This window comes from Streptomyces sp. NPDC014676 (assembly GCF_043084105.1).
Lineage (GTDB): Bacteria > Actinomycetota > Actinomycetes > Streptomycetales > Streptomycetaceae > Streptomyces.
On sequence record NZ_JBIBZI010000003.1, the window covers coordinates 278009 to 302550 of the forward strand.

General features: G+C 72.8%; 25 protein-coding genes. 20 read left to right on the plus strand and 5 right to left on the minus strand.

The window, feature by feature from the left end; all coding sequences use genetic code 11:
* Positions 1-173 precede the first annotated feature (173 nt).
* From ACF1DX_RS10035 to ACF1DX_RS10050, 4 genes are all read left to right on the plus strand, one after another.
* Positions 174-1271 carry a LacI family DNA-binding transcriptional regulator gene (locus ACF1DX_RS10035; RefSeq protein ID WP_391790706.1) on the plus strand — a complete coding sequence of 366 codons (1098 nt, stop codon included), beginning with the start codon at positions 174-176 and terminating at the stop codon, positions 1269-1271.
* Between the two features lie 433 nt (positions 1272-1704).
* Positions 1705-2931: an MFS transporter gene (locus tag ACF1DX_RS10040; RefSeq protein WP_391790707.1), complete on the plus strand. Its 1227-nt coding sequence runs from the start codon at positions 1705-1707 to the stop codon at positions 2929-2931.
* Positions 2932-3134: 203 nt separating this feature from the next.
* Positions 3135-3884, plus strand: a complete 750-nt coding sequence (locus ACF1DX_RS10045) for a hypothetical protein (protein ID WP_391790708.1) — start codon at positions 3135-3137, stop codon at positions 3882-3884.
* 85 nt (positions 3885-3969) lie between these two features.
* Positions 3970-4803 carry a transporter substrate-binding domain-containing protein gene (locus ACF1DX_RS10050; RefSeq protein WP_391790709.1) on the plus strand — a complete coding sequence of 278 codons (834 nt, stop codon included), beginning with the start codon at positions 3970-3972 and terminating at the stop codon, positions 4801-4803.
* Here the strand turns inward: ACF1DX_RS10050 and ACF1DX_RS10055 are convergent, their stop codons facing one another.
* Complete coding sequence (locus ACF1DX_RS10055; protein ID WP_391790710.1) at positions 4804-5460, minus strand: ThuA domain-containing protein; 657 nt, start codon at positions 5458-5460, stop codon at positions 4804-4806.
* A 194-nt stretch (positions 5461-5654) separates the two neighbouring features.
* Between ACF1DX_RS10055 and ACF1DX_RS10060 the strand changes: the two genes are divergently transcribed.
* On the plus strand, positions 5655-6059 hold the full coding sequence (locus tag ACF1DX_RS10060) for a VOC family protein (RefSeq protein WP_391790711.1): 405 nt from the start codon (positions 5655-5657) through the stop codon (positions 6057-6059).
* Here ACF1DX_RS10060 and ACF1DX_RS10065 read toward each other — a convergent pair.
* The 3 genes from ACF1DX_RS10065 to ACF1DX_RS10075 are packed head-to-tail and all read right to left on the minus strand — an operon-like array spanning position 6039 to position 7948.
* Entirely contained in the window at positions 6039-6728 is a 690-nt protein-coding gene (locus ACF1DX_RS10065; RefSeq protein ID WP_391790712.1) for a helix-turn-helix domain-containing protein, read from the minus strand. The two genes, ACF1DX_RS10060 and ACF1DX_RS10065, sit on opposite strands and share 21 nt — an antisense overlap.
* Positions 6729-6737: 9 nt before the next feature.
* Positions 6738-7673, minus strand: coding sequence for an AraC family transcriptional regulator (locus tag ACF1DX_RS10070; protein ID WP_391790713.1), 936 nt, complete (start codon positions 7671-7673; stop codon positions 6738-6740).
* Between the two features lie 26 nt (positions 7674-7699).
* Positions 7700-7948, minus strand: coding sequence for a zinc ribbon domain-containing protein (locus ACF1DX_RS10075; protein ID WP_391791180.1), 249 nt, complete (start codon positions 7946-7948; stop codon positions 7700-7702).
* 154 nt (positions 7949-8102) lie between these two features.
* On the opposite strand from ACF1DX_RS10075, the gene ACF1DX_RS10080 reads away from it, so the two are divergent.
* Positions 8103-8936, plus strand: a complete 834-nt coding sequence (locus ACF1DX_RS10080) for an NmrA family transcriptional regulator (protein ID WP_391790714.1) — start codon at positions 8103-8105, stop codon at positions 8934-8936.
* A gap of 122 nt (positions 8937-9058) precedes the next feature.
* On the opposite strand, the gene ACF1DX_RS10085 is transcribed toward ACF1DX_RS10080, so the two are convergent.
* A complete protein-coding gene (locus ACF1DX_RS10085; RefSeq protein ID WP_391790715.1) occupies positions 9059-10198 on the minus strand; it encodes a YihY/virulence factor BrkB family protein in 1140 nt (379 codons plus the stop codon).
* A gap of 90 nt (positions 10199-10288) precedes the next feature.
* Between ACF1DX_RS10085 and ACF1DX_RS10090 the strand changes: the two genes are divergently transcribed.
* The 14 genes from ACF1DX_RS10090 to ACF1DX_RS10155 all read left to right on the plus strand — a co-directional run bounded on the left by ACF1DX_RS10090 (position 10289) and on the right by ACF1DX_RS10155 (position 24539).
* Positions 10289-11923 carry an acyl-CoA dehydrogenase family protein gene (locus ACF1DX_RS10090; protein WP_391790716.1) on the plus strand — a complete coding sequence of 545 codons (1635 nt, stop codon included), beginning with the start codon at positions 10289-10291 and terminating at the stop codon, positions 11921-11923.
* A gap of 362 nt (positions 11924-12285) precedes the next feature.
* Positions 12286-13560, plus strand: a complete 1275-nt coding sequence (locus ACF1DX_RS10095; protein WP_391791181.1) for a GAF domain-containing protein — start codon at positions 12286-12288, stop codon at positions 13558-13560.
* 198 nt (positions 13561-13758) lie between these two features.
* Positions 13759-15048: a hypothetical protein gene (locus ACF1DX_RS10100; RefSeq protein ID WP_391790717.1), complete on the plus strand. Its 1290-nt coding sequence runs from the start codon at positions 13759-13761 to the stop codon at positions 15046-15048.
* A 45-nt stretch (positions 15049-15093) separates the two neighbouring features.
* Positions 15094-15666, plus strand: coding sequence for a GNAT family N-acetyltransferase (locus ACF1DX_RS10105; protein ID WP_391790718.1), 573 nt, complete (start codon positions 15094-15096; stop codon positions 15664-15666).
* Positions 15667-15793: 127 nt separating this feature from the next.
* A complete protein-coding gene (locus tag ACF1DX_RS10110) occupies positions 15794-15877 on the plus strand; it encodes a putative leader peptide (protein ID WP_310887545.1) in 84 nt (27 codons plus the stop codon).
* A 170-nt stretch (positions 15878-16047) separates the two neighbouring features.
* Entirely contained in the window at positions 16048-17766 is a 1719-nt protein-coding gene (locus tag ACF1DX_RS10115; protein ID WP_391790719.1) for a nitrite/sulfite reductase, read from the plus strand.
* Complete coding sequence (locus ACF1DX_RS10120) at positions 17763-17942, plus strand: hypothetical protein (protein ID WP_391790720.1); 180 nt, start codon at positions 17763-17765, stop codon at positions 17940-17942. Before ACF1DX_RS10115 ends, ACF1DX_RS10120 begins: the two co-directional genes overlap by 4 nt.
* A complete protein-coding gene (locus ACF1DX_RS10125) occupies positions 17939-18649 on the plus strand; it encodes a phosphoadenylyl-sulfate reductase (protein WP_391790721.1) in 711 nt (236 codons plus the stop codon). The genes ACF1DX_RS10120 and ACF1DX_RS10125 overlap by 4 nt, the downstream gene beginning before the upstream one ends.
* A gap of 43 nt (positions 18650-18692) precedes the next feature.
* A complete protein-coding gene (cysC, locus tag ACF1DX_RS10130) occupies positions 18693-19229 on the plus strand; it encodes an adenylyl-sulfate kinase (RefSeq protein WP_030861310.1) in 537 nt (178 codons plus the stop codon).
* Positions 19226-20161 carry a sulfate adenylyltransferase subunit CysD gene (cysD, locus tag ACF1DX_RS10135; protein ID WP_391790722.1) on the plus strand — a complete coding sequence of 312 codons (936 nt, stop codon included), beginning with the start codon at positions 19226-19228 and terminating at the stop codon, positions 20159-20161. Before cysC ends, cysD begins: the two co-directional genes overlap by 4 nt.
* A gap of 2 nt (positions 20162-20163) precedes the next feature.
* Positions 20164-21498, plus strand: a complete 1335-nt coding sequence (locus ACF1DX_RS10140) for a sulfate adenylyltransferase subunit 1 (RefSeq protein WP_391790723.1) — start codon at positions 20164-20166, stop codon at positions 21496-21498.
* A gap of 229 nt (positions 21499-21727) precedes the next feature.
* Entirely contained in the window at positions 21728-22831 is a 1104-nt protein-coding gene (locus ACF1DX_RS10145; protein WP_391790724.1) for an aliphatic sulfonate ABC transporter substrate-binding protein, read from the plus strand.
* Positions 22832-22867: 36 nt separating this feature from the next.
* On the plus strand, positions 22868-23656 hold the full coding sequence (locus tag ACF1DX_RS10150; protein WP_391790725.1) for an ABC transporter ATP-binding protein: 789 nt from the start codon (positions 22868-22870) through the stop codon (positions 23654-23656).
* Positions 23643-24539 (plus strand): ABC transporter permease, encoded by an 897-nt coding sequence (locus ACF1DX_RS10155; RefSeq protein ID WP_391790726.1) that lies wholly within the window; start codon positions 23643-23645, stop codon positions 24537-24539. The genes ACF1DX_RS10150 and ACF1DX_RS10155 overlap by 14 nt, the downstream gene beginning before the upstream one ends.
* The last annotated feature ends 3 nt before the right edge of the window (positions 24540-24542 follow it).

Here is a 24542-nt window from a genome sequence, read left to right on the forward strand (position 1 = left end):
CACCAGCCCTTCGCCGAGCCGCGTCACGCACCGGCCAGGCCCACCGACCCGCCGGTGACACGAGAGCACCGCGACGCCCGTCGGTATTCCTGGGTACGCGTGGGGGTTCTTCCCGCCCCGGCGTACCGGATCTACAGTAGGAAGCGCTTTCTATTCGAAGAGGTGGGTGCTCGATGGTCCGTGCGGGGAGTGCCGGCGTGACGGCCGGGCCGACGCTGGCGGTGGTGGCCCGTGAGGCGGGGGTGTCCGTGCCGACCGCCTCCAAGGTGGTCAACGGCCGCGAGGACGTGGCGCCCGAGACCCGCCGCCGCGTCACCGAGGCACTGGACCGGCTCGGGTACATCAGGAGACCCCGGTTCGACGGCGGGAGGGCGCCGCGTCTGGTGGACCTCGTGGTCCACTCGCTGGAGACCTCCGGGTCGGGCGCGGTGCTGCACGGCGCGGAGGAGGCGGCGGACGACGCGGGACTCGAACTCGTCGTCTCGGCGGCCCTGACGCGGAGCCGCGCGGAACGGCCGGAGCGGCCGGAGCGGCCGGAGCGGCCGGAACGTCCGGAGCGGGGATGGCTGGACAAACTCGTCCTGCGGGGTTCGTCGGGGGTGCTGTTCCACCTGGCGGAGCTGAGCGACCCGCAGTACGCGTGGCTCAGGCAGCACCGCATCCCGTTCGTGATGATCGACCCGGTGCTCGAACCGCCGCCGGATGCCGTCTCGGTCGGGGCGGCGGACTGGCGGGGCGGGGTGACGGCGACCGAGCACCTGCTGGCCCTGGGGCACGAGCGCATCGCGGTCGTGGCCGGTCATCGGCACACGCTGTGCGCCGACGCGCGGATCGCCGGTTACCGCTCGGCCCTCGCGGCGGCGGGTGTGCGGCACCGCCCCGAGTACGTCCGGCACGCCGGTTCCGGCGAGGGCACGGCCGGCCGCCGCGTGCGCGAACTCCTCGATCTGCCCGAGCCGCCCACGGCCGTCTTCGTCTGCGCGGACCGGATGGCGCTGGACGTCTACGATGCCCTGGCCGAGCGGGGTCTGCGCGTACCGGACGACATGAGCGTGGTCGGCTACGACGACCTGCCCGAGGCCCGCTGGCTCACCCCGGCCCTGACCACGGTCCGCCAGCCGCTGTCCGAGATGGCGGCGACGGCCCTGCGGCTGCTGCTGCGCATGATGGACGGCCACCGCCCGGAGAGCACCCGCACGGAACTGTCGACCCGCCTGGTGGAACGCTCCAGCACGGCGCCGCCCGGACCCCGTCCGGGCGGTCACGGCTGACGGACGGGACGACACCGTCCTCCGGCACGGGCCCGCCCCGGCGTCCAGCCGACTCCCGGAACCCGCCTCCCTCCCCCGGCCCGGGCACGCCCCGGCGTCCGACCTCCTACGAGAACCCGGCTCCCCGCTCCGGCCCGGGCCCAGCCCGGCGTCCGGCCGCCTCCGGGACCCCGGAGCCCGCCTCCCGGAAGGCGGCCGGGTGTGACCGGAAAGCGGCGCCCCGCCCAGTACGGCGTGACGCAGTTCACGGCGGTACGCGGCTCGATCTTGGAATGCGCGGCTCGTCGTTCTTGCTCCCCTTCTTATGGGCTTCCCCTGTCCCGGGGTGCGCGGGGCAATGGCGCTCAGCGCGACCGGCCACGAGAGCCGGGGCGACCTCGGTCCTTCCCCTCCCTCGATCCGGCCCGCTGTCTTCGAAAGGTTTCCCCGCACCATGCCACTGGCTCTGCTGGCCCTCGCCGTCGTCGCGTTCGGCCTCGGCACGACCGAGTTCGCCACCATGGGGCTGCTGCCCCAGATCGCCGACGGGGTGGGCGTCTCCGTGCCGGACGCCGGCAACCTCGTCTCGGCCTACGCGCTCGGCGTCGTCGTGGGCGCCCCCGTACTGACGGGCATCGGGGCGCGCGTCCCCCACAAGCGGCTGCTGCTGCTCCTGTCCGGACTGTTCGTGATCGGCAACGTCGCGTCCGCGCTCGCCCCCACCTACGGCCTGCTCTTCGGCGCACGCTTCCTGACGGGGCTGCCGCACGGGGCGCTGTTCGGCGTGGGCGCCGTCGTGGCCTCCCGGCTGGTCGCCCCCGAGCGGGCCGCCCGCGCCGTCTCGAAGATGTTCCTCGGACTCACCGTCGCGAACATCGTCGGCGTCCCGGCCGGCACGGCCCTGGGCCAGCACCTGGGCTGGCGGTCGGCCTTCCTCGCGATCGCCGTCATCGGCCTCGCCGCCCTCGCCGCGCTGGCCCTCTTCGTCCCCCACCAGCCCCGCGGCGGGCGGTCCGGCATCCGGCACGAGGTGCGGGCGATGGGCAACCGGCAGGTCGCGATCGGCCTGGCCGTCGCCGTGGTGGGATTCGGCGGCTTCTTCGCCGTCTACAGCTACCTGGTGCCCATCCTGACGAACGTGACGGGCATCTCCGAGTCCTCCACCACCCTGGTCCTCGCGCTCTACGGCGTCGGCATGACGCTCGGCACGCTGGTCGCGGGCCCGCTCACGGACCGCGCCCTGCGCCCGACGCTGTACGCGGGGCTCGCCCTGCTCGCCGCGTCGCTGGTGGCGTTCTCCTACACCGTCCACAGCACCTGGGCCGCCCTGGTGACGATCGCCTTCATCGGCGCGCTGGGCTCCCTCATCACCACGCCCGTCCAGATGCTGCTCATGGCCAAGGCGAAGGACGCCCCGACGATGGCGGCGGCCTCCAACCACTCCGCCTTCAACCTGGCCAACGCGGGCGGCGCCTGGCTCGGCGGGCTGGCCCTCTCGGCGGGCTGGGGCTGGACCTCCCCCGCCCTGGTCGGCGCCGCCCTCGCCGTGGCCGGCCTCGGCCTCGCCCTCGCCGGCGGCCTCCTCAACCGGGACGGCCGCCGCTCCGAGGTGATCACCTCGTCCGGCGCCGGTGCCCCGGCGGAGGCCGGTCAGGTCACGGCGGCCCACCGCCCGCACTGACCCGCACGAGGGACGGCCACCGCCCGGAGCCGTCCCCCGGCCGGTGGAACACGCCGGCACAGCGCGGTCCCGGAGCCCGTCCGACGGCTCCGGGACCGCGCCTTAGCAGACCGGAACACGCCCACGGGCCACTTCCCGCCGGAGTCAACCACCCGGGTGACTTCCCGCCCGGGGTCGCTCACGCCCGCCCCTAAGCTGCGCGCGTGAGCAACGACGTGACGAGCGCTACACCGAGCGCGTCGGCGGGTACGGATCCCCCGGGTGAGGACGGCGCCCCGTCCCTCCCATGGCTCCGGCGTGCGGCACTGCGGGTCCGCGACGCCGCCGCGGGCTCGTGGACGATCACCCTCCTGCTCCTGGCCGATCTCGTGACCGTTCTCGGGGCGGGCGCCGTCTGGCTGGCGCTCGGCGGGGACGCCGCGGTGGTCGGCGTGACGGCGGCGGCGCTGCTGGCGTTCGCCACCGCCATGCTGCCGCTGATCGCGCGCCGCGGCCCGGACGGGCAGCCCCCGTTGTGGCCGCCGTTCGTCCTGGTGGTGATCCCGCTGGCCGTACTGGCGGTGGGACTGCCGTCCTGGGGCATCCGGACGGTCCTGGAGAGCCGCCCCGTGGACGTGACGAACCGCGTGAAGCTCGACGCCGCCCCTCCTCTGGTGAACGGCGACACCGTCCACGCCTCCCTGCACACCGACGACCCGAAGCCGAGGCTCACCCTCACCTTCGACGTCGCCCCGCACGACCCCGCCGCCCCGGTGTGCGTGCCCGGCACCGAGCTGACCGTGACCTCCACGGCGGGCGCCGGGAAGGAACAGGTGCGGACGGGCGTCCCCGGCACGGAGTTCACCTTCGCCCTGGGGCGAGGGATGACCGATGTCGGGCTGTCCGTCCTGATCGACGCCGAGCAGGGCTGCGAAGTGGACCTGTCCGTCGCCTCCGCGTACCTGGACGACTAGGAAAAGAAGGCCAGTGACAGCAAGAACGCATCCTCCGCGCCGCCCTCGCCCCCTCCGCTCCCCCGGTCGCCGGTGCGCGCGGGTCATGGCGGCCGCCGCCCTGCTGTTCACCGTCGCGGCCTGCGGGTGGACGGCGGACGGGGCGGACCGGGAGACCTCCCTCACCGGCACCGTCTACATCGGCGGCAAGAGCGACCAACCGGGGTTCAACCTCCACAGCGGGCACACCGACCGCGGCTTCGAGCCGGACCTGGCCGCCTACCTCGGCAAGCGGATCGGCTTCACACCGAGGTGGCACGACGTGGTGTCCGCCAAGCGGGAGCAGGAACTCGTCGAGAAGTCGTCGGCGCTGGTCATCGGCACGTACTCGATCACCCCGCGGCGCGACGAACAGGTCGACTTCGTGGGGCCCTACTTCGTCACCAAGCAGGCGTTCCTGGTCCGCGCGGACTACGACGGCATCAAGACGGAGAAGGACGTCGCGAACAAGGTGATCTGCACGGTCGAGGGCTCGACGTCGGCCCTCGCCGCGCTGCCCGGCGGCGCGACACCGCACACGGAGAGTGACTACTCGACGTGCGTGCGCAAGGTCCAGCAGGGCGACGTCGACGCCGTGTTCACCGACGAGGCGCTGCTCTACGGATACGTGGAGCAGCAGAAGAACAGCGCCACGCCCGTCAAGGTCGTACCCGACGTCTCGTTCGGCAACATCAACAGGTACGGCATCGCGCTGCCGGAGAACCGCCGGGGCGACTGCGACAAGCTGCGGGACGCCCTGCGCCACTACATCACCGACGAGTGGGCCAGCGATGTGAAGGCCCAACTGCCCGCGCTGGTCGCCGCCTATCCCGGTGACTGGGAGAACCGCTTCCGTCCCGAGCCGCAGGACGTGAACACGTACTCCTCCTGCAAGGAGTGATCAACGGGCGGTGGCCCAGGTGACGCCGCCGAGCAGATGGGCGCGGAAGTCCGGGTCGTCGTAGGCCTCGGCGGCGTGGCCGAGGGCGGTGTAGAAGACGCGGCCGGCGCCCTGCTCGCGGCACCAGGCCAGCGGGTGGTCCTCGCCCATGCCGCCGCCGTCGTACGACGACTCGTCGGCACGGAGCAGGACCCGGACCGATCCACGGGGATTGGTGCGGAAGTCGTACCACTCGTCGGTGAACTCCCAGACGTCGGGCAGGTGCCGGGTCGCCGGGTGGTCGTGGTCCTCGGTCAGGGCGCGGCCCGGCTGGAAGGCGGGGTGCTGGTCGAAGCGGGCGCCGAGGAGTTCGCCGTAGTACGGCCAGTCGTACTCCGTGCAGGCGGCGGCGTGCACACCCACGAACCCGCCGCCCGCCTCGACGTACGCGGCGAGCCGCCGCCGCCCGGCCGGGGTGAGCACCTCGCCGCTGGTGGAGAGGAAGACGACGGCGGCGTAGCGGTCGAGCGGTTCCTCGAAGGCGGCCGGGTCCTCGGTGGCGTCGACGGTGAAGCCGCCGGGGGCGCGCAGGGCGGCGACGCCGGCGGGGATGGAGTCGTGCCGGTAGTCGGTGGTGCGGGTGTACACGAGGAGCGCGGGGCGTGCGGGGGCGGTCATGGGCGGGAGCCTATGCGGCGGGCGCCGGAAACCCGATGCCGGGCGGGCGTCGCGGTCCTCCGGAGTGTGCGGATGCCGGCACACCGCGGCAGGGGCCGCGACCGGACCGGCCGTCTCCTGGAACCGGTCCGGTCCGGACTCGCGTGTCCGATTCCTTCAAGACCGTCGTAGGGGTGCGTCCTACGGTGGGCCGCATGAGTGCACGATTCGATGCCATCGGGATGGTCGTCTCGGACATGGCCGCCTCCGTCGCCTTCTACCGGCGTCTCGGGTTCGCCTTTCCGGAGGGGGCCGAGGAGCAGGGACACGTGGAGGCCGGGCTGCCGGGAGGGCTGCGGCTGCTGCTGGACACGGAGGAGGTGGTCCGGTCCTTCCACACGGGATGGGAGCCGCCGTCGGGCGGGGGCAGGACCTCCCTGGCGCTGCGGTGCGACGGTCCCGCGGAGGTCGACGCGCTCTTCGCGGAGATGGTCGGCGCCGGGAGCGGTTTCGAGCTCGAGCCGTGGGACGCGGTGTGGGGGCAGCGGTACGCCGTCCTCCTCGACCCGGACGGGAACGGGGTGGACCTGTTCGCGCCGCTAGCCGTGAGCGGTCAGTAGCCCGACCGGCGGCAGGCCCGTCAAGTCCCGTATCTCGCGGGAGAGATGGGCCTGGTCCGCGTAGCCGGTCCGGGTGGCCGTCTCCGCGAGGGGGACGCCCGTCCGGGCCAGGGCGAGGGCACGGCGCATCCGGAGGATGCGGGCCAGGGTCTTCGGGCCGTAACCGAACGCGGCCAGCGAGCGGCGGTGCAACTGGCGGGCGCCCACGCCCAGTTCGTCGGCGGTGGCGGCGACCGGGCGGCCCGCGTCGAGGGCGGTGACCAGGCGGCCGAGCAGGGGGTCGGGCGGGGGTGTCTCCGCCGCCCGGCGCAGGGCCAGGTCCTCCAGGCCGTGCGCCGGATCGTCCGCCGCGTTCACGCGGGCGGTCATGCGGCGCACGTCGGCCGCCGGCCACAGGTCGGACAGGGCGACGCGGAGGTCGCGCAGCTCGTGGGCGGGCACCCCGAGCAGGGCGGGCGCGGTGCCGGGAGGGAAGCGGACGCCCGCCCAGGCGCTCGGCCGGCCCTCGGTGAGGTGGGCGCGGGTGTCGGGGCCGGCGACCAGCAGGCGGCCCTCGTTCCAGAGCAGGTCCATGCAGCCGTCGGGGAGCACCCGGCCGTCCCCGCCGCCGGAGGGGGTGTTGGTCCACACGACCGCGCCCGTCAGCCGCGACGCCCGCTCCCCGTACACGCCCCCAGGCTACGCCGCCCGCGTCCGCCACTCCTGCGGGCTGACCCCGTAGGCCCGTTTGAAGGCCGTGGACAGGGCGAACGCGCTGCCGTAGCCGACCTGGCGGGCGATCGCGCCGAGGGTGTCGTCGGTGTCGCGGAGGCGGTCCGCGGCGAGGGCGAGGCGCCAGCCGGTGAGGTACGTCATCGGGGGTTCGCCGACGAGTCCGGTGAAGCGGCGGGCGAGGGCGGCGCGGGAGACCCCGGCCTTCGCGGCGAGCGTGGCGACCGTCCACGGGTGGGCGGGGTCGTCCTGGAGCAGGCGGACGACCGGACCCACCACCGGGTCGCCCTGGGCGCGGTACCAGGCGGGCGGCTCCGCCTCCGGGCGGGCGAACCAGGCGCGCAGCGCGGCGATGACCAGCAGGTCGAGCAGCCGGTCCAGGACGATCTCCTGACCGGGGGCGTCGCGCACGATCTCCTCGCCGAGGAACGGCGTGAGCGGGCAGTCCCACACGTCGGTGGTGAGGGAGAGCAGCGGAGGCAACGCGTCCAGGAGCCTGCCGCCGATCTCGCCCCGCATCCGGTAGGTGCCGATCAGCATCACCGTCCCGCCGTCCGGCCGGTGGCCCCAGGCGCGGACACCGAGGTCCATGACGCCGTTCAGGGGGCGTCCGTCGGGGTAGTGGCACTCGCCGCCGGGCAGGATCAGCGCCTGCGGGGCCGTGGCGGGGTCGTCGGCGCAGGTGTACGGGTCGGGGCCGCGCGCGATGGCGAGGTCGCCGGGGCGCAGCCGGAGGCGCTCTCCCCCGTCCGGCACGATCCACGCCTCGCCGCGGACCAGCAGCATCAGTGTCAGGGGGGCGCGGTCCTCCACGCGGATCGCCCACGGCGGGTCGAGACAGGCCCTGATCATGAACGCGCCCCGCGCACGGGGCCCTTCGAGCAGGCCGGTGAGAGCGTGCATGGGAGCAGCTTGACATCCTCTCCGCCCTAAAGGACGAGGATTCCCGCCTGCCCGCCGGTTGTCACCGGCTGGGGCTTCGGGTGGGTTCCTGTTTCGCTGCGCTGTGCCGGGACGAGTCCCGGTCTTACCCGCGCTCCGCAGGCTGACACGGCCAATCCGGCCGCCTTGGCGACGTTGACCGCCGCATTGATGTCCCGGTCCAGAACAGCCCCACATGCCCCGCACGTCCGGACGCGGACATAGCGACCCGTCTGACCGACGGAGAAGCCACGCAGCGAACCCCGCCGCTACGCGGCTCCGGGCCAAGGATGCGCTTCACCTCCTCCCTGAAGGACGAAGCACTGCGCGAGGACAGAGGTGGACGCGGGCTTATGGGAACGAGCCGTTCGGCGATGGTTCCGTGCGGTGTGCGGGAGTTGACTCGTCGGCATGACACAGGACATCGGGAACACGACGCTCGTGGTGACGGGCGCGACGGGGCGTACGGGAAGCCGGGTGGCGCGGGCCGCCGGGGCGGCGGGGCTGACGGTGCGGACGGCGTCGCGGGCGACCGGGTTCGACTGGGCGGACCGGTCGACGTGGGCGAAGACCCTGCGGGGTGCCGACGCGGCGTATCTCGTCCACCCGGCGGACGTCGGCGCCCCGGGGACCGCGGAGGCGGTCGGTGAGCCGGCCGGGACGGCGGTCGGTCTGGGGGTGCGGCGGCTGGTGCTGCTGTCGGCGCGGGGCGAGGACCAGGCGCTGCCCACCGAGGAGGCGCTGCGTGCCTCGGGCGCGGACTGGACGGTCGTACGGGCCGCGTGGTTCGCGCAGAACTTCAGCGAGGGGCCGCTGGCGGCGGAGGTGCGGGGCGGGGAGCTGGTGTTCCCGGCGGGTGAGGTGGCCGAGCCGTTCGTGGACGTGCGGGACGTCGCGGAGGTGGTGGTGGCCGCGGTGACGGGCGGGGAGCGGTACGTCGGGCGGACGCTTTCCGTGACCGGGCCCCGGCTGCTGACCTGGGGGGAGGCGGTGGCGGAGATCGCGGCGGCGACGGGGCGTCCGCTGGCGTACCGGGCGGTGCCGGCGCGGGACTACGGCGAGGCGCTGGCCGGTTTCGGGGTGCCGCCGGAGGAGGCGGGTTTCCTCACCGGGCTGTTCGGGACGTTGCTGGACGGCCGGAACGCGCATCTGGAGGACGGGGTGCGGCAGGTGCTGGGGCGGGAGCCGCGGGACTTCGCCGAGTTCGTGGCGGAGGAGGCGGGGGCCGGCACCTGGAAGGCGTGAGCCGGGGGGTTTTCGCCCCCGCCGCCCCTTCCCGTCCCGAACCCGGGGCTCCGCCCCGGACCCCGCTCCTCAAACGCCGGAGGGGCTGAGTTTCGTCTTGAGGGGCGGGGGCGGGAAACGGCTCACTTCTCCTCGTGCCCCGGCCCTTCCCCGTTCCTCGGGTGGGTGGACCTCACGTGGGTGCGCAGACGCGCCGTGACGTCCTCCGGGGGCAGGAAGCGGGACCAGCGTTCGGGGAACTCGGAGGGCATGTCGGGGTCCGCCTCGCCGGCCGCGGCGGTGCGGGCGACGTACTCGGCGACCTGCGCCTGCCGCAGCCGCTCGTTGGCCTCGCGGGCCGCGGCCGTCGCGGCGGCCGGCCAGACCCGGTCGATGGCCGCGTTGACCGCGGCGCCGACGAGCACGGCGAACGCGGACACACCGATCCACAGCAGCACGGCGACGGGGGCCGCGAGGGAGCCGTAGATGGTGGGTCCCTCGACGGTGTTCGTCAGGTAGAGCCGCAGCAGGAAGCTGCCGAGCACCCACATCGCGAGGGCGACCAGCGCGCCGGGCACGTCCTCGATCCACGGGGAGCGCACGGGCACGGAGACGTGGTACAGCGTGGTCAGGAAGGCGACGGAGAGCAGGATGACGACCGGCCAGTAGAGGATCTGGACGAGCGTCGTCGACCAGGGCACCACCCGGACGACCGCGTCCGGTCCCGCCACCATCAGCGGCAGCGCGATCGAGCCGATCAGCAGGGCCACGATGAACAGCAGGAAGGCCAGCAGCCGGGTCTTGACGATGCCCCGGACGCCGTCGAGGCCGTACATGACGGTGATGGTCTCGATGAAGACGTTCACCGCGCGGGAGCCCGACCACACGGCGATCAGGAAACCGAGGGAGATCACGTCGGGCCGGCCGCCCTTGGTGACGTCCCGCAGGATCGGCTCGGCGACCTCCGTCACGCCCCGGTCGGACAGCACCGTCCGGGAGGCGTCCAGGAGGTTGCGCTGCACGCTCTGGATGGTGTCGGCGCCGGTCCAGGCGTCGACGTAGCCGAGCAGGCCGATCAGGCTGAGCAGCAGCGGGGGCACCGACAGCAGCGTGAAGAACGCCGCCTCGGCCGCCAGACCCAGGATGCGGTACTCCATGCACGAGTTGACGGTGTCCTTCAGCAGCAGCCAGGCGGTCCTGCGTTTGGAGACGTTCCGGTAGAGGGCCCGGGCCCGGTGGAGGCGGCCGGAGGGCGCGTCGGGGGATTCACTTGCTGGCTGCACGACCTAAAGGTATCCGTCGTACCAGGTCGCACTCACCATCAGGCCGGATCGGCGGGTGAGGCCGGCGTACCGCGGGGTAGGTTCGTGGGCATGGCAGGCACCACGCACACCGTGACCAATCAGGCTCCCCCACTGGTGCAGTACGACGTGTTCGGCGCCGACCGGGCGCTGGTGGAGGCGGTCGAGCGGCATCTGGCGCCGGACGTGCTGGACGAGGGCCGCTCCGAGCTGTCGGGGCTGGGGCGGACCGCCGGGTCCGCGCAGGTGCAGGAGTGGGGGGTGCTGGCGAACGAGAACCCGCCGCGGCTGCGCACCCACGACCGCTACGGTCACCGGATCGACGAGGTCGACTTCCATCCGTCCTGGCACCGGCTGCTCGGCAAGGGCGTCTCGGCGGGGCTGACGGCGGCCTGGGGGCGGCCGGGCGGGCATGTGCGGCGGGCGGCGGCGTTCCTGATCTGGACGCAGGTCGAGGCCGGCAACGGCTGCCCGCTGTCGATGACCCACGCGGCGGTTCCCGCGCTGCGCACCGATCCGGCGCTGGCGGCGGAGTGGGAGCCCCGGCTGACGTCGACGATCTACGACCGTGCCCTGCGGCCGCCGGGCCAGAAGCCCGGTGCCCTGTTCGGAATGGGCATGACGGAGAAGCAGGGCGGCAGCGACGTACGGGCGAACACGACGGCGGCGCGCCCGCTGGCCGAGGACGGCGCGTACGAGCTGACCGGGCACAAGTGGTTCTGCTCGGCGCCGATGTCGGACGCCTTCCTGGTGCTGGCGCAGGCGCCCGGCGGGCTCACGTGTTTCCTGGTGCCGCGGGTACTGGAGGACGGCACGCGCAACGTGTTCCTGATCCAGCGGCTGAAGGACAAGCTGGGCAACCGGTCCAACGCCTCCGCCGAGGTCGAGTTCGCCGGGACGTGGGCGCGCCGGGTCGGCGAGGAGGGGCGCGGGGTGCACAGCATCATCGGGATGGTGGCGGCGACCCGGCTGGACTGCGTGCTGGGCTCGGCGGGGCTGATGCGGCAGGCCGTGGCGCAGGCGGTGCACCACTGCGCGTACCGGGAGGCGTTCGGCGGGAAGCTCGTCGACAAGCCGCTGATGCGCAATGTGCTGGCCGATCTGGCGCTGGAGTCGGAGGCGGCCACCACGCTGGCGCTGCGTCTTGCGGCGGCGTACGACGACGGGGGCGAGCAGGAGCGGGCGCTGCTGCGGATCGCGGTGCCGGCGGCGAAGTACTGGGTGACCAAGCGGTGCGCGCCGCTCGCGGTGGAGGCGGCGGAGTGCCTGGGCGGCAACGGGTACGTCGAGGAGTCGGGGATGCCCCGGCTGGTGCGGGAGTCGCCGCTGAACTCGGTCTGGGAGGGCGCGGGGAACGTCCAGGCGCTGGACGTGCTGCGGGCGCTGCGCCGGGAGCCGGCCGCGCTGGACGCGTATCTGCGGGAGGTCGGGCGGGCGCGCGGGGCGGATCACCGGCTGGACGCCGCGATCAAGGACCTGCTGACCGAACTGGCGGACCTGGAGGGCGTCGAGGGGCGGGCGCGACGGCTGGTGGAGCGCCTCGCGCTGGTGCTCCAGGGGTCCCTGCTGGTGCGGTACGCGCCGCCGCAGGTGGCCGACGCGTTCTGCGCGGCGCGACTGGGCGGGGACGGGGGCGCGGCGTTCGGGACGCTGCCGCACACGCTGGACCTGGCGTCGGTGGTGGAGCGGGCCCGGCCGGTGTCCTGAGGGACCCGGCCCAAGGGGCGCGGGGAACCGCGCGACCGGCCGGCCACGACCCGGCAGCCGCCGACGCGCATCGAGCCGCACCCCGTGCCGTGCACACCGTCCGGCTGCCGCGGGCATGACGCGGGGGTGGTGCTGCGCCGACACGGCACCACCCCCGCCGCACAGGCCCCTTACGAGCCGTGGACGCCGCTCGGGACGGCGTCGCTCAAGTTTCAAACAGTCGGGGGCTCTCCACCAGGGTTGCAAGGGGTTGCAACTTGTTGCTGCCGTGGCCGTACCGATATCGGGCGTTCGCGCCGGGGCAGACGGCAGTATGAGTCCCGACAGCCTTATCTCCGGGAGGACCGGTGGCGCTCTCGCCGATGGACATGACGCGACTGGCCGCCGTCGACACGGCGCGTGCGGCGCGGGTGCTCGACGAGGTCCGCTCCGCCACGCTCTCCGGGCAGCGTACGCCCGTGGCTCCCCGCCCGGTGATCGGGCAGTCCTGGGAGCGGGTGCTGCGCAGCGGTGTGGACCCGGACCACGGCCTGCGCAGCGGTCTGCTGTCCTGGGAGGAGGTGCAGCGGCGGCGGGAGGCGTCGCCGCTGCGGCAGGTGCTGCCGGTGCTGCGGGAGGGGCTGCTGTCGGTCGCGGACGTCGCCCACCACATCATGGTGGTGGCCGACGGGGAGGGCCGGGTGCTGTGGCGGGAGGGCAGCGCGCCGGTGCTGCGCAAGGCCGACGGGCTGGGTTTCGAGGTCGGCGCGGACTGGCGCGAGGAGGTCGTCGGCACCAACGGGGTGGGGACGCCGGCGGTGACGCGCCGCCCCGTGCAGGTGTTCGCCGCCGAGCACTTCGTACGGTCGCACACCACCTGGACGTGTGCCGGGGCGCCGATCACCGATCCCCGCGACGGGCGGCTGATCGGCGTGGTGGATGTGAGCGGGCCGCTGGAGACGATGCACCCGGCCACGCTGGCGTGGGTGGACTCGGTGGCCAAGCTCGCCGAGGCACGGCTGCGGGAGACGCACCTGCGGTCGCTGGAGCGGCTGCGCGCGGTGGCGGCGCCGGTGCTGGCCCGGATCGACGGGCGGGCGCTGGTGGTGGACCGGCAGGGGTGGACGGCTGCGGTGACGGGGATGCCGTACACGGAGCGGCTGGCGCTGCCCCCGTCGGTGTCGGCGGGCATGCGGTGGCTGCCGGCGCTGGGCCGCTGCTCGCTGGAGCCGCTGGCCGGGGGCTGGCTGGTGCGGGCGGCGGACGAACCGGTGGCGCGTTCCTCGTCCCGGATCGTGCTGGACCTGAGGGGGCCGCGCCGCTGGTCGGTGGAGGTGTCCGGCGGGGCGGGCTCCTGGACCCGGGAACTGAGCCCCCGGCACGCCGAGTTGCTGTACCTGCTGGCCGTGCACCGCGCGGGGCGCAGTGCCGCGGACCTCGCCCGGGACGTCTTCGGCGCCCCGGACCGTACGGTGACGGTCCGCGCGGAGATGTCCCGCGTACGCCGCTATCTGGGCCCACTCCTGGACCACCGCCCCTACCGGTTCGCGGAGAGCGCCGAGGTGAGGACCGTCCTCCCGGACGACCCCCGCGACCTGTTCCCCCACTCGACGGCCCCGGCGCTGGGCCGTCGGCGGCGGCCGGGGCGGGGAGCCTGACGCCCGCCCGTCAAGACCGCGCGGGGCCGTACAGGTGTGCCCGGGGGCACACTCGGAAGGTCGCCGTTTCGCATATTTGCGGGGTCTTCGGCTCCCGGGCCGTTCGGCTGCCGTAGCATCCGGGTACGGGCCACCCCAACTGCTCCACGGTCAACCCTCGGCTCACCGGACGCAGTTGGCTCGTCTCGGGAGGACGTCATGAAGCATCGCGGCAGACACCGCCGGCGCAGGCAGGGCAGGGCGCTGCGGGCGGCGCTGGCCGGGACCGCCCTCGCGCTGACCGCGGCCGCCACCATGATCAGCGCCTCCCAGGCTACCGACGCCGACGACCCCGGGGCGCTGAAGCCGCTCACCGCGTCCGCCGAGACCGCGCCGCTGCGGCTGACCGAACACCACGTGCCGCGCGAGGCGCTGGACCGGCTCTCCGACGGAATGGGCCGGCCGGTCGGCGTCGGTTCCGTGCTCGCCGACCCCGACGGGTCCCTGGGCGACGCGGAGGACTGCACGGACGACGACCGGCGGGCCCTGCCGGCCGAGCCCGCCGCGACCCGCGCGTACTGCTGGCCGGGCGCCGACACCGACGGCTGGCGGTCCGGCGCGGTCACCACCTCCGGGGACGCGGACGACGACGGCCGCTGGGGCGAGCACCGGGTGATCCTCTCCGGGTGGAGCCGCGGCACCGGCACGCCGGCCGGGGACGGTCTCGCCCGCGTCGCCTTCGTGGACGCCGGCGACCCGGACGACCTCCGTTACACCTGGGCCCTGCTGACCGTCCCCGTGGACGGCGGCCGGGACTACCGAGGGCTGGGCTCCGCCGTGTCCGGCATGGTCTGGTACCAGGACAAACTGCTGGTGACCGCGGGCCCGGCGGACGACAGCGCGCTGTACGTGTACGACCTGGGCCGGGTCCAGCGGGCCACCGTGGACGGCCCGTCGGTCGGGCGGGTGCCCGGCGGCTGGTCGGCGGCGGGGGCGCGGTACGTACTGCCGGCCGTCGCCTCCTACCGGACGGACGCGGCCGGCGCGCCCCGGCCGGACGGCATCTCCCTGGACCGCAGCACCGCACCCGACAGCCTGGTCACCCGCGAGACGGTGCCCGCGGACGAGGACGGGCCGACCCGGCTGTGGCGGTACGCCTTCAGCACCGGACCGGAGCGTGCGGGACTGCTCGACACGGACCCGGTCGAGGTGTACGAGACGGAACTGACCGGTGTGCGCGGCGTGCTGTCGTACCGGTCGGGCTGGTACCTGGGCCGGACGACCGGGACACCGGACGAGCGCGGCACGCTGTGGCGGCAGGACGCGGACGGGGCCCGCCCCACCCGGTGCGGCGCGGACGGAACGCACCGCTGCTGGAGCGGCCGGGCGGCGTCCCTGTCCTACTGGGAGGAGACCGGCGACGTGTGGTCCCAGTCCGGCCGGATGCTGTTCGCCCTGCCCCTGACGTCCGTGGACCGGTCCCTGGGCCAGGCCCTGTCCGTGCCTTGATCGGGCGTTCGACAGAAGCTCGTGCCGGATGGTTCTCTTTCGGGCATGACGACCATCTCCGTGACCACCTGGTCCCTGGAGCAGACCGCGCCCACCGACCTCCTTCCGGCCGCCGTGCCCGACGGGGACGTGCGGGTGGTCCGCTCCGAGGTGCCCTCCCCCGAGTTCAGCCGTTTCCTGTACGCCTCGGTCGGTGGGGACATCCGCTGGACCGACCGGCTGGGCTGGACGTACGCGCGGTGGCTGGAGCACCTGGACCGGCCCGAGGTGGAGACGTGGGTCGCCTACGACCGGGGCACGCCGGCGGGGTACGTGGAGCTGGAGGCCCAGGCGGACGGGGTCGTCGAGATCGTCTACTTCGGGCTGCTGCCCGCCTTCCGGGGGCGACGCATCGGCGGGCACCTGCTGTCGTACGGCACCGCCCGCGCCTGGGACCTGGCGGACCGCCGGCCGGAGCTGAAGCCGACCACGCGGGTGTGGCTGCACACCTGCAGCAAGGACGGCGAGCACGCCCTGGACAACTACCGGCGCCGGGGCTTCACCCTGTTCGACACCAAGGTCGAGGACGAGCCGGAGGCACCGACGCCGGGCCCGTGGGCCGGGGCCTACCCCGTCTGACCAGCACGGACAAGACCGCCTGCGGCACTTGTGACCAACCACACCCTTGTCTCTCATTCCGAGACAAGGGTGTCCGCATCACGGACGAAGCTGGACTGTGTCCAGATCGCCGTGCCACGCTTCCGTCATGCCTGGAACTGGAATCGCCTTGGTGAGTCGGCGGCACGTCGACCTCGGCCGCATGTCCAGCGCCATCTGTCCGGCGCGCTGAGAGCACCCAGCACCGCCCGGCATCCCCTTCTCCGCCGCACTCCCCGCGCAATGACGCGCACTCGCACCCGCGCGCACCCACGCGCAGGTCAGAGCCTCCCTCCCGTCGCCCCTCATCGACGGCGCCGCGCGCCGACACCATCCATCGCTGTCCCGAAGGACGTATCAACCATGGCCGCCACCCCGCAGAAGCCTGCCCCCGCGCAGAATCCTGCCGCCGCGACTCCCCGCCGCAAGGTGAGCCGTCACCGCGGAGAGGGACAGTGGGCCGTGGGGCACCTGACCCCGCTCAACGGCAACGAGCAGGTGAAGAAGGACGACGACGGTCTCAATGTGCGGACACGCATTGAGACGATCTACTCCAAGCGCGGTTTCGACTCGATCGACCCCAGCGACCTGCGCGGCCGGATGCGCTGGTGGGGTCTGTACACCCAGCGCAGGCCCGGGATCGACGGCGGCAAGACCGCGATCCTGGAGCCGGAGGAGCTGGACGACGAGTACTTCATGATGCGGGTGCGCATCGACGGCGGTGCGCTGACCACCCGGCAGTTGCGGGTCATCGGCGAGATCTCGCAGGAGTTCGCGCGCGGCACCGCCGACATCACCGACCGGCAGAACGTCCAGTACCACTGGATCCGGGTCGAGGACGTCCCCGAGATCTGGAACCGGCTGGAGGCCGTCGGCCTGTCCACGGTCACCGCCTGCGGCGACACCCCCCGCGTGATGATCGGGTCCCCCGTCGCCGGCATCGCCGAGGACGAGATCATCGACGGCACCCCGGCGCTGGAGGAGATCAAGCGGCGCGTCCTGGGCAACAAGGCGTACTCGAACCTCCCCCGGAAGTTCAAGACGGCCATCTCCGGCTCGCCCGTCCTCGACGTGGTGCACGAGATCAACGACGTCGCGTTCGTCGGCGTCCGCCACCCCGAGCACGGGCCGGGCTTCGACCTGTGGGTCGGCGGCGGACTGTCCACCAACCCCAAGCTGGGTGTGCGACTGGGCGCCTGGGTGCCGGAGGAGGACGTCCCCGACGTCTACGAGGGCGTCCTGTCGATCTTCCGCGACTACGGCTACCGCCGGCTGCGCAACCGCGCCCGCCTGAAGTTCCTGGTCGCCGACTGGGGTCCGGAGAAGTTCCGCCAGGTGCTGGAGGACGAGTACCTGGGCGGGCGCAAGCTGATCGACGGACCCGCGCCCGAGCAGCCGACGCAGCAGTGGCGCGACCACATCGGTGTGCACCGCCAGAAGGACGGCCGCTTCTACGTCGGTTTCGCCCCCCGGGTCGGCCGCGTCGACGGCACCACCCTCACGAAGATCGCCGACCTCGCGGAGGCGCACGGCTCGGGCCGGGTCCGTACCACCGTCGAACAGAAGATGATCGTCCTCGACGTCGAGGAGGACCGGGTCGACTCCCTCGTCGAGTCCCTGGAGGCGCTGGACCTCAGCGCCAGGCCCTCCCCGTTCCGGCGCGGCACGATGGCCTGCACCGGCATCGAGTTCTGCAAGCTCGCCATCGTCGAGACCAAGGCGCGCGGCGCCTCGCTGATCGACGAACTCGAGCGCCGCATCCCGGACTTCGACGAGCCGATCACCATCAACCTCAACGGCTGCCCGAACGCCTGCGCCCGCATCCAGGTGGCGGACATCGGTCTCAAGGGCCAGCTGATGCTCGACGAGCAGGGGCGGCAGGTCGAGGGCTACCAGGTGCACCTCGGCGGCGCGCTCGGCCTGGAGGCCGGCTTCGGCCGCAAGGTGCGCGGTCTGAAGGTCACCGCGGACGAACTGCCCGACTACGTCGAGCGGGTCCTCAAGCGCTTCCAGGCGGAGCGCGAGGACGGCGAGCGGTTCGCGACCTGGGTCGGCCGCGCGTCGGAGGAGGCCCTGTCGTGAGCGAGCGTGCCGCGCCCTTCTACTGCCCCTACTGCGGGGACGAGGACCTGCGCCCGGCCGAACAGGGCCACGGCTCCTGGGAATGCGGCGCGTGCAACCGAGCCTTTCAGCTGAAGTTCCTCGGGCTGCTCGCCCGGGGACTTGAGCGATCCGACACGGGAGGGGACCGGACATGACGGCTGTTCAGGAAGAGCGCACCACCGAGGACCTGAAGGCGCTGGCCGAGCAGGCCGGCCGGGACCTGGAGGACGCCTCCGCCCTGGAGATCCTCCGGTGGGCCGCCGAGACCTTCGGCAAGCGGTTCTGCGTGACCTCCTCGATGGAGGACGCGGTCGTCGCCCACCTCGCCTCCCGCGCGCTGCCCGGCGTGGACGTGGTGTTCCTCGACACCGGCTACCACTTCCCGGAGACCATCGGCACCCGGGACGCGGTGGAGGCCGTGATGGACGTGAACGTCATCACGCTCACCCCGCGGCAGACGGTCGCCGAGCAGGACGCGGAGTACGGCCCGAAGCTGCACGACCGCGACCCCGACCTGTGCTGCAAGCTGCGCAAGGTCCGGCCGCTGGAGGAGGGCCTGAAGGGCTATGTCGCCTGGGCGACCGGCCTGCGCCGCGACGAGTCCCCGACCCGGGCGAACACCCCGGTCGTCGGCTGGGACGAGAAGCGGCGGAAGGTGAAGATCTCCCCCATCGCGAAGTGGTCACAGGAAGATGTGCAAGCGTACGTCGACGAGCACGGCGTCCTCACGAATCCGCTGCTGATGGACGGCTACGCCTCCGTGGGCTGCGCGCCCTGCACCCGCCGGGTGCTGGAGGGCGAGGACGCCCGCGCCGGCCGCTGGGCGGGCCGCGCCAAGACCGAGTGCGGGCTGCACGGCTGACATGACGACGACCACCGGACCATCGATATCCAGGGAGAACCACGTGACGACCGGAGCCACCGTCTGGCTCACGGGTCTGCCGAGCGCGGGCAAGACCACCATCGCCCACGAGCTGGCGGGCCGGCTGCGCGAGCAGGGCCGCCGGGTCGAGGTCCTCGACGGCGACGAGATCCGCGAGTTCCTCTCCGCGGGCCTCGGCTTCACCCGCGAGGACCGGCACACCAACGTGCAGCGCATCGGCTTCGTCGCCGAACTGCTCGCCCGCAACGGCGTCCTCGCGCTCGTCCCGGTCATCGCGCCGTACGCGGACAGCCGGGACGCGGTCCGTAAGCGGCACGAGACGAACGGCACGCCGTACGTCGAGGTGCACGTGGCGACTCCGGTCGAGGTGTGCTCCGTACGCGACGTGAAGGGCCTGTACGCCAAGCAGGCCGCCGGTGAACTCACCGGGCTGACCGGTGTGGACGACCCGTACGAGGAGCCCGAGACACCCGATCTGCGGATCGAGTCCCAGAACCAGACCGTGCAGGAGTCCGCGGCGTCGGTGTACGCCGCGCTCAGCGAAAGGGGACTGGCATGACGACCGTCGCCACCGTGAAGGAGGGCACGGACAGCCCGTACGCCCTCTCCCACCTCGACGCCCTCGAGTCCGAGGCGGTGCACATCTTCCGCGAGGTGGCGGGCGAGTTCGAGAAGCCGGTGATCCTGTTCTCCGGCGGCAAGGACTCCATCCTCATGCTGCACCTGGCGCTGAAGGCGTTCACCCCGGCGCCGGTCCCGTTCTCGCTGCTGCACGTCGACACCGGGCACAACTTCCCCGAGGTCCTCGACTACCGCGACCGCACGGTCGCCGAGCACGGGCTGCGGCTGCACGTCGCCTCCGTGCAGGACTACATCGACCGCGGGGTGCTCAAGGAGCGCCCCGACGGCACCCGCAACCCGCTGCAGACCGTGCCGCTCACCGAGAAGATCCAGAGCGAGCGGTTCGACGCCGTCTTCGGCGGCGGGCGCCGCGACGAGGAGAAGGCCCGCGCCAAGGAGCGGGTGTTCTCGCTGCGCGACGAGTTCTCCCAGTGGGACCCGCGCCGCCAGCGCCCCGAACTGTGGAACCTGTACAACGGCCGGCACGCCCCCGGTGAGCACGTCCGCGTGTTCCCGCTGTCCAACTGGACCGAGCTGGACGTGTGGCAGTACATCGCCCGCGAGAACATCGAGCTGCCGGAGATCTACTACGCGCACGAGCGCGAGGTGTTCGCCCGCGGCGGCATGTGGCTGACCGCCGGTGAGTGGGGCGGCCCGAAGGACGGCGAGCGGGTCGAGAAGCGGCTGGTGCGCTACCGGACCGTGGGCGACATGTCCTGCACCGGCGCGGTGGACTCCGACGCCGACACCATCGAGAAGGTGATCACCGAGATCGCCGCCTCCCGGCTCACCGAGCGCGGCGCCACCCGCGCCGACGACAAGCTCTCCGAGGCCGCGATGGAAGACCGCAAGCGCGAGGGGTACTTCTAAAGATGAGCACCATCACGACCGAGGAGCTCGCGGCCACCACGCTGCTGCGGTTCGCCACCGCCGGCTCCGTCGACGACGGCAAGTCCACGCTGGTGGGCCGGCTGCTGCACGACTCCAAGTCGGTCCTCACCGACCAACTGGAGGCCGTGGAGCGGGCGTCGGCGAGCCGGGGCCAGGGGACGCCCGACCTCGCGCTGCTCACCGACGGCCTGCGGGCCGAGCGGGAGCAGGGCATCACCATCGACGTGGCCTACCGCTACTTCGCCACGCCCCGGCGCCGGTTCATCCTCGCCGACACCCCGGGCCACGTGCAGTACACGCGGAACATGGTCACCGGCGCCTCCACGGCCGAGCTGACGGTGGTCCTCGTCGACGCCCGCAACGGTGTCGTCGAGCAGACCCGCCGGCACGCCGCCATCGCCGCCCTGCTGCGCGTGCCGCACGTCGTCCTCGCCGTCAACAAGATGGACCTGGTCGACTACGAGGAGTCCGTGTTCGCCTCGATCGCCGAGGAGTTCACGGCGTACGCGACCGAGCTGGGCGTCCCCGAGGTCACCGCGATCCCGATCTCGGCGCTCGTCGGTGACAACGTGGTGGAGCCGTCCGCCCACATGGACTGGTACGGCGGCCCCACGGTGCTGGAGCACCTGGAGACCGTCCCGGTCAGCCACGACCTGGCGCACTGCCACGCCCGGCTGCCCGTGCAGTACGTGATCCGGCCGCAGAGCGCCGAGCACCCCGACTACCGCGGCTACGCGGGCCAGATCGCCGCCGGCACGTTCCGGGTGGGCGACGAGGTGACCGTGCTGCCGTCCGGGCGGACGACGACGGTCACGGGGATCGACCTGCTGGGCGAGCCGGTCGACGTCGCCTGGACGCCGCAGTCGGTGACGCTGCTGCTGGCCGACGACATCGACATCTCCCGCGGTGACCTGATCGTCCCCAGCAAGGACGCGCCGGCCACCACCCAGGACGTCGAGGCCACCGTGTGCCACGTCGCCGACCAGCCGCTGGCCGTCGGCCACCGGGTACTGCTCAAGCACGGCACCCGCACCGTCAAGGCGATCGTCAAGGACATCCCGTCCCGGCTGACGCTGGACGACCTGTCGCTGCACCCGCACCCCGGCACCCTCAACGCCAACGACATCGGCCGGGTGAAGATCCGTACCGCCGAGCCGCTGCCCGCCGACTCCTACGCGGACTCGCGGCGCACCGGTTCGTTCATCCTCATCGACCCCAGCGACGGCACCACGCTCACCGCCGGCATGGTCGGTGAGTCCTTCGCCGCACCGGAGCCCGTCAAGGACGAGGCCGAGGACGACGGGTGGGACTTCTGAGCATGAACCCCACCGACTTCTACTCCGGGTTCGCGAAGGAGGGCGGCCGCGTCGGCAGCGGCGCCCTCGGCAGCGGACAGGGGGGAGTGGCCCGATGTGCGCGATGACGTACGCGCACCACTCGCGCGTCCTCACCCCCCACCGCCGCAGACGAAAACCCGCCGACTTCCCGGCCACGGCCTGAGAGACCAGGACCGTGACCGCCGGGCCTCCGAGAGGAACACCTCCCGTGCCTGCCACCTCCGCCCTGCGCCGTGCCCTCGCGGTGATGGCCGTGCTCCCGCTGCTCACCCTGGCAGCCTGCGGCTACGGCTCCCAGGCCAAGGACGACGACACCGCGAAGGTCGCCGCCGGGGCGAAGAAGATCGACGGTCTCGACTCCGTCAGGATCGGCTACTTCGGCAACCTCACGCACGGCACCGCGCTGGTGGGCAACAACAAGGGCCTGTTCCAGAAGGAACTCGGCGGCACCGAGGCGAAGTACGCCGTCTTCAACGCGGGGCCGTCGGAGATCGAGGCGCTCAACTCCGGCTCTCTCGACATCGGGTTCATCGGCCCGTCCCCCGCCGTCAACGGCTACACCAGGTCCGGCGGCAAGAACCTGCGGATCATCGGCGGTTCGGCGTCCGGCGGGGTGAAGCTCGTGGTGGACCCGGACAAGGTGAAGTCCCTGAAGGACGTCGAGGGCAAGCGGATCGCGACCCCGCAGCTCGGCAACACCCAGGACGTGGCGTTCCTCAACTGGGTGGCCGAGCAGGGCTGGAAGGTCGACGCCCAGAGCGGCAAGGGCGACGTCACGGTCGTCCGCAGCGACAACAAGGTCACCCCGGACGCGTTCAGGGCCGGGTCGGTCGACGGCGCCTGGGTGCCGGAGCCGACCGCGTCGAAGCTGGTCGCCGAGGGCGGCAAGGTGCTGCTGGACGAGGCGACGCTGTGGCCGGACGAGGAGTTCGTGATCACGAACATCATCGTGCGCCAGGAGTTCCTCGAGGAGCACCCGAAGGCCGTCGAGGCGGTGCTGAGGGCCTCCGTCGAGGCCAACAAGTGGATCGACGCCAACCCGGAGGAGGCGAAGGCCGCCGCCAACGAGCAGCTGGCGGCCGACTCCGGCAAGGCGCTGCCCGCCGAGGTGCTGGACCCGGCGTGGGAGTCGATCGAGTTCACCGACGACCCGCTGGCCGCCACGCTCGACGCCCAGGCGGAGCACGCCGTCGAGGCGGGTCTGCTGGAGGAGCCGGACCTGGACGGCATCTACGACCTCACGCTGCTCAACGAGGTCCTGAAGGCCGCCGGCAGGTCCGCCGTCGAGGACGCCGGACTCGGCACCAAGTAAGCCCGGATCACGAAGAGTTCCCAGGAGGTGACGACCATGGCCACGACCCTCGCCAAGGCCGCCGACGGCATCGGGGCGGCCACGCACGCCGCCCGCATCGAGCACGTCTCGAAGTCGTTCGCGGGCCCCGCCGGACAGCAGCTCGTGCTGGACGACATCACCCTCGATGTCGCACCCGGTGAGTTCGTCACCCTCCTGGGTGCCTCGGGCTGCGGCAAGTCCACCCTGCTCAACCTGGTCGCGGGGCTCGACCGCCCCACGGCCGGCACGATCGGCACGGACGGACGGCCGGCCCTGATGTTCCAGGAGCACGCCCTCTTCCCGTGGCTGACCGCGGGCAAGAACATCGAACTCGCCCTGAAGCTGCGGGGCGTTCAGAAGAACGAGCGCCGCGAACGGGCCGAGGAGCTCCTTGAGCTCGTCCGGCTGAAGGGCTCCCACGGCAAGCGGGTGCACGAGCTGTCCGGCGGTATGCGACAGCGCGTGGCGCTGGCGCGGGCGATCGCCCAGGACAGCCGGCTGCTGCTGATGGACGAGCCGTTCGCGGCGCTGGACGCCATCACTCGGGACGTGCTGCACGACGAGCTGACCCGGATCTGGCGCGAGACACGGCTGTCCGTCCTGTTCGTCACGCACAACGTGCGCGAGGCCGTGCGGCTCGCGCAGCGGGTGGTGCTGCTGTCGTCCCGTCCGGGCCGGATCGCCCGCGAGTGGACGGTGGACATCCCGCATCCGCGCCGTATCGAGGACACCGCCGTGGCGGAACTGTCCGTAGAGATCACCGAAGAACTCCGTGGGGAGATCCGCCGTCATGGCCAGCACTGAGACGACCGCCAAGGACAGGGACGGGGGCGACCTCGCCGGTCTGGAGGCGGGCCTCGACGCACTGGAGACGGTGCAGACCGGACGCAAGCCGCTGCGGCAGACCTTCGTGGAGAAGATCCTGCCGCCGGTCCTCGCCATCGCGCTGGTGCTGGCGGTGTGGCAGGCCCTGGTCTCGTTCGAGATCGTCGACGATCCGACCAAGCTGCCCTCGCCGGGCGCCGTGTGGGACGTGCTGCGCCAGGCGTGGCTCCAGGGCGAGCTGCTCGGCTACATCTGGACCAGCGTCTCGCGCGGTCTGCTCGGCTTCTTCTTCGCGCTGCTGATCGGCACCCCGCTGGGGCTGCTGGTGGCGCGGGTGAAGTTCGTGCGCGCGGCGATCGGGCCGGTCCTGTCCGGTCTGCAGTCGCTGCCGTCGGTGGCGTGGGTGCCGCCGGCGGTGATCTGGCTGGGCCTGAACAACCAGATGATGTACGCCGTCATCCTGCTCGGCGCGGTCCCCTCGATCGCCAACGGCCTGGTCTCCGGCGTCGACCAGGTGCCCCCGCTGTTCCTGCGGGCCGGCCGGACGCTGGGCGCGACGGGGCTGAAGGGCACCTGGCACATCGTGCTGCCGGCCGCGCTGCCGGGCTATGTGGCGGGGCTGAAGCAGGGCTGGGCGTTCTCCTGGCGTTCGCTGATGGCCGCGGAGATCATCGCGTCGTTCCCGGACCTCGGCGTGGGCCTCGGACAGTTGCTGGAGAACGGCCGCAACGCCAGCGACATGGCCATGGTCTTCGAGGCCATCCTGCTGATCCTGACCGTCGGTATCGCCATCGACCTGCTGATCTTCAGTCCGCTGGAGCGGTGGGTGCTGCGCAGCCGCGGTCTGCTGGTGAAGGGCTGAGGG

Excerpts from the sequence above, each read along its gene's own strand:
- ACF1DX_RS10105 (WP_391790718.1), top strand. The coding sequence starts at position 15,094 with ATGACGACCATCTCCGTGACCACCTGGTCCCTGGAGCAGACCGCGCCC.
- ACF1DX_RS10140 (WP_391790723.1), top strand. The coding sequence starts at position 20,164 with ATGAGCACCATCACGACCGAGGAGCTCGCGGCCACCACGCTGCTGCGG.
- ACF1DX_RS10100 (WP_391790717.1), top strand. The coding sequence starts at position 13,759 with ATGAAGCATCGCGGCAGACACCGCCGGCGCAGGCAGGGCAGGGCGCTG.
- ACF1DX_RS10055 (WP_391790710.1), bottom strand. The coding sequence starts at position 5,460 with ATGACCGCCCCCGCACGCCCCGCGCTCCTCGTGTACACCCGCACCACC.
- ACF1DX_RS10050 (WP_391790709.1), top strand. The coding sequence starts at position 3,970 with ATGGCGGCCGCCGCCCTGCTGTTCACCGTCGCGGCCTGCGGGTGGACG.
- ACF1DX_RS10080 (WP_391790714.1), top strand. The coding sequence starts at position 8,103 with ATGACACAGGACATCGGGAACACGACGCTCGTGGTGACGGGCGCGACG.
- ACF1DX_RS10150 (WP_391790725.1), top strand. The coding sequence starts at position 22,868 with ATGGCCACGACCCTCGCCAAGGCCGCCGACGGCATCGGGGCGGCCACG.
- ACF1DX_RS10115 (WP_391790719.1), top strand. The coding sequence starts at position 16,048 with ATGGCCGCCACCCCGCAGAAGCCTGCCCCCGCGCAGAATCCTGCCGCC.
- ACF1DX_RS10125 (WP_391790721.1), top strand. The coding sequence starts at position 17,939 with ATGACGGCTGTTCAGGAAGAGCGCACCACCGAGGACCTGAAGGCGCTG.
- cysD (WP_391790722.1), top strand. The coding sequence starts at position 19,226 with ATGACGACCGTCGCCACCGTGAAGGAGGGCACGGACAGCCCGTACGCC.
- ACF1DX_RS10110 (WP_310887545.1), top strand. The coding sequence starts at position 15,794 with ATGCCTGGAACTGGAATCGCCTTGGTGAGTCGGCGGCACGTCGACCTC.
- ACF1DX_RS10155 (WP_391790726.1), top strand. The coding sequence starts at position 23,643 with ATGGCCAGCACTGAGACGACCGCCAAGGACAGGGACGGGGGCGACCTC.
- ACF1DX_RS10035 (WP_391790706.1), top strand. The coding sequence starts at position 174 with ATGGTCCGTGCGGGGAGTGCCGGCGTGACGGCCGGGCCGACGCTGGCG.
- ACF1DX_RS10060 (WP_391790711.1), top strand. The coding sequence starts at position 5,655 with ATGAGTGCACGATTCGATGCCATCGGGATGGTCGTCTCGGACATGGCC.
- ACF1DX_RS10095 (WP_391791181.1), top strand. The coding sequence starts at position 12,286 with ATGGACATGACGCGACTGGCCGCCGTCGACACGGCGCGTGCGGCGCGG.
- ACF1DX_RS10090 (WP_391790716.1), top strand. The coding sequence starts at position 10,289 with ATGGCAGGCACCACGCACACCGTGACCAATCAGGCTCCCCCACTGGTG.
- ACF1DX_RS10040 (WP_391790707.1), top strand. The coding sequence starts at position 1,705 with ATGCCACTGGCTCTGCTGGCCCTCGCCGTCGTCGCGTTCGGCCTCGGC.
- ACF1DX_RS10070 (WP_391790713.1), bottom strand. The coding sequence starts at position 7,673 with ATGCACGCTCTCACCGGCCTGCTCGAAGGGCCCCGTGCGCGGGGCGCG.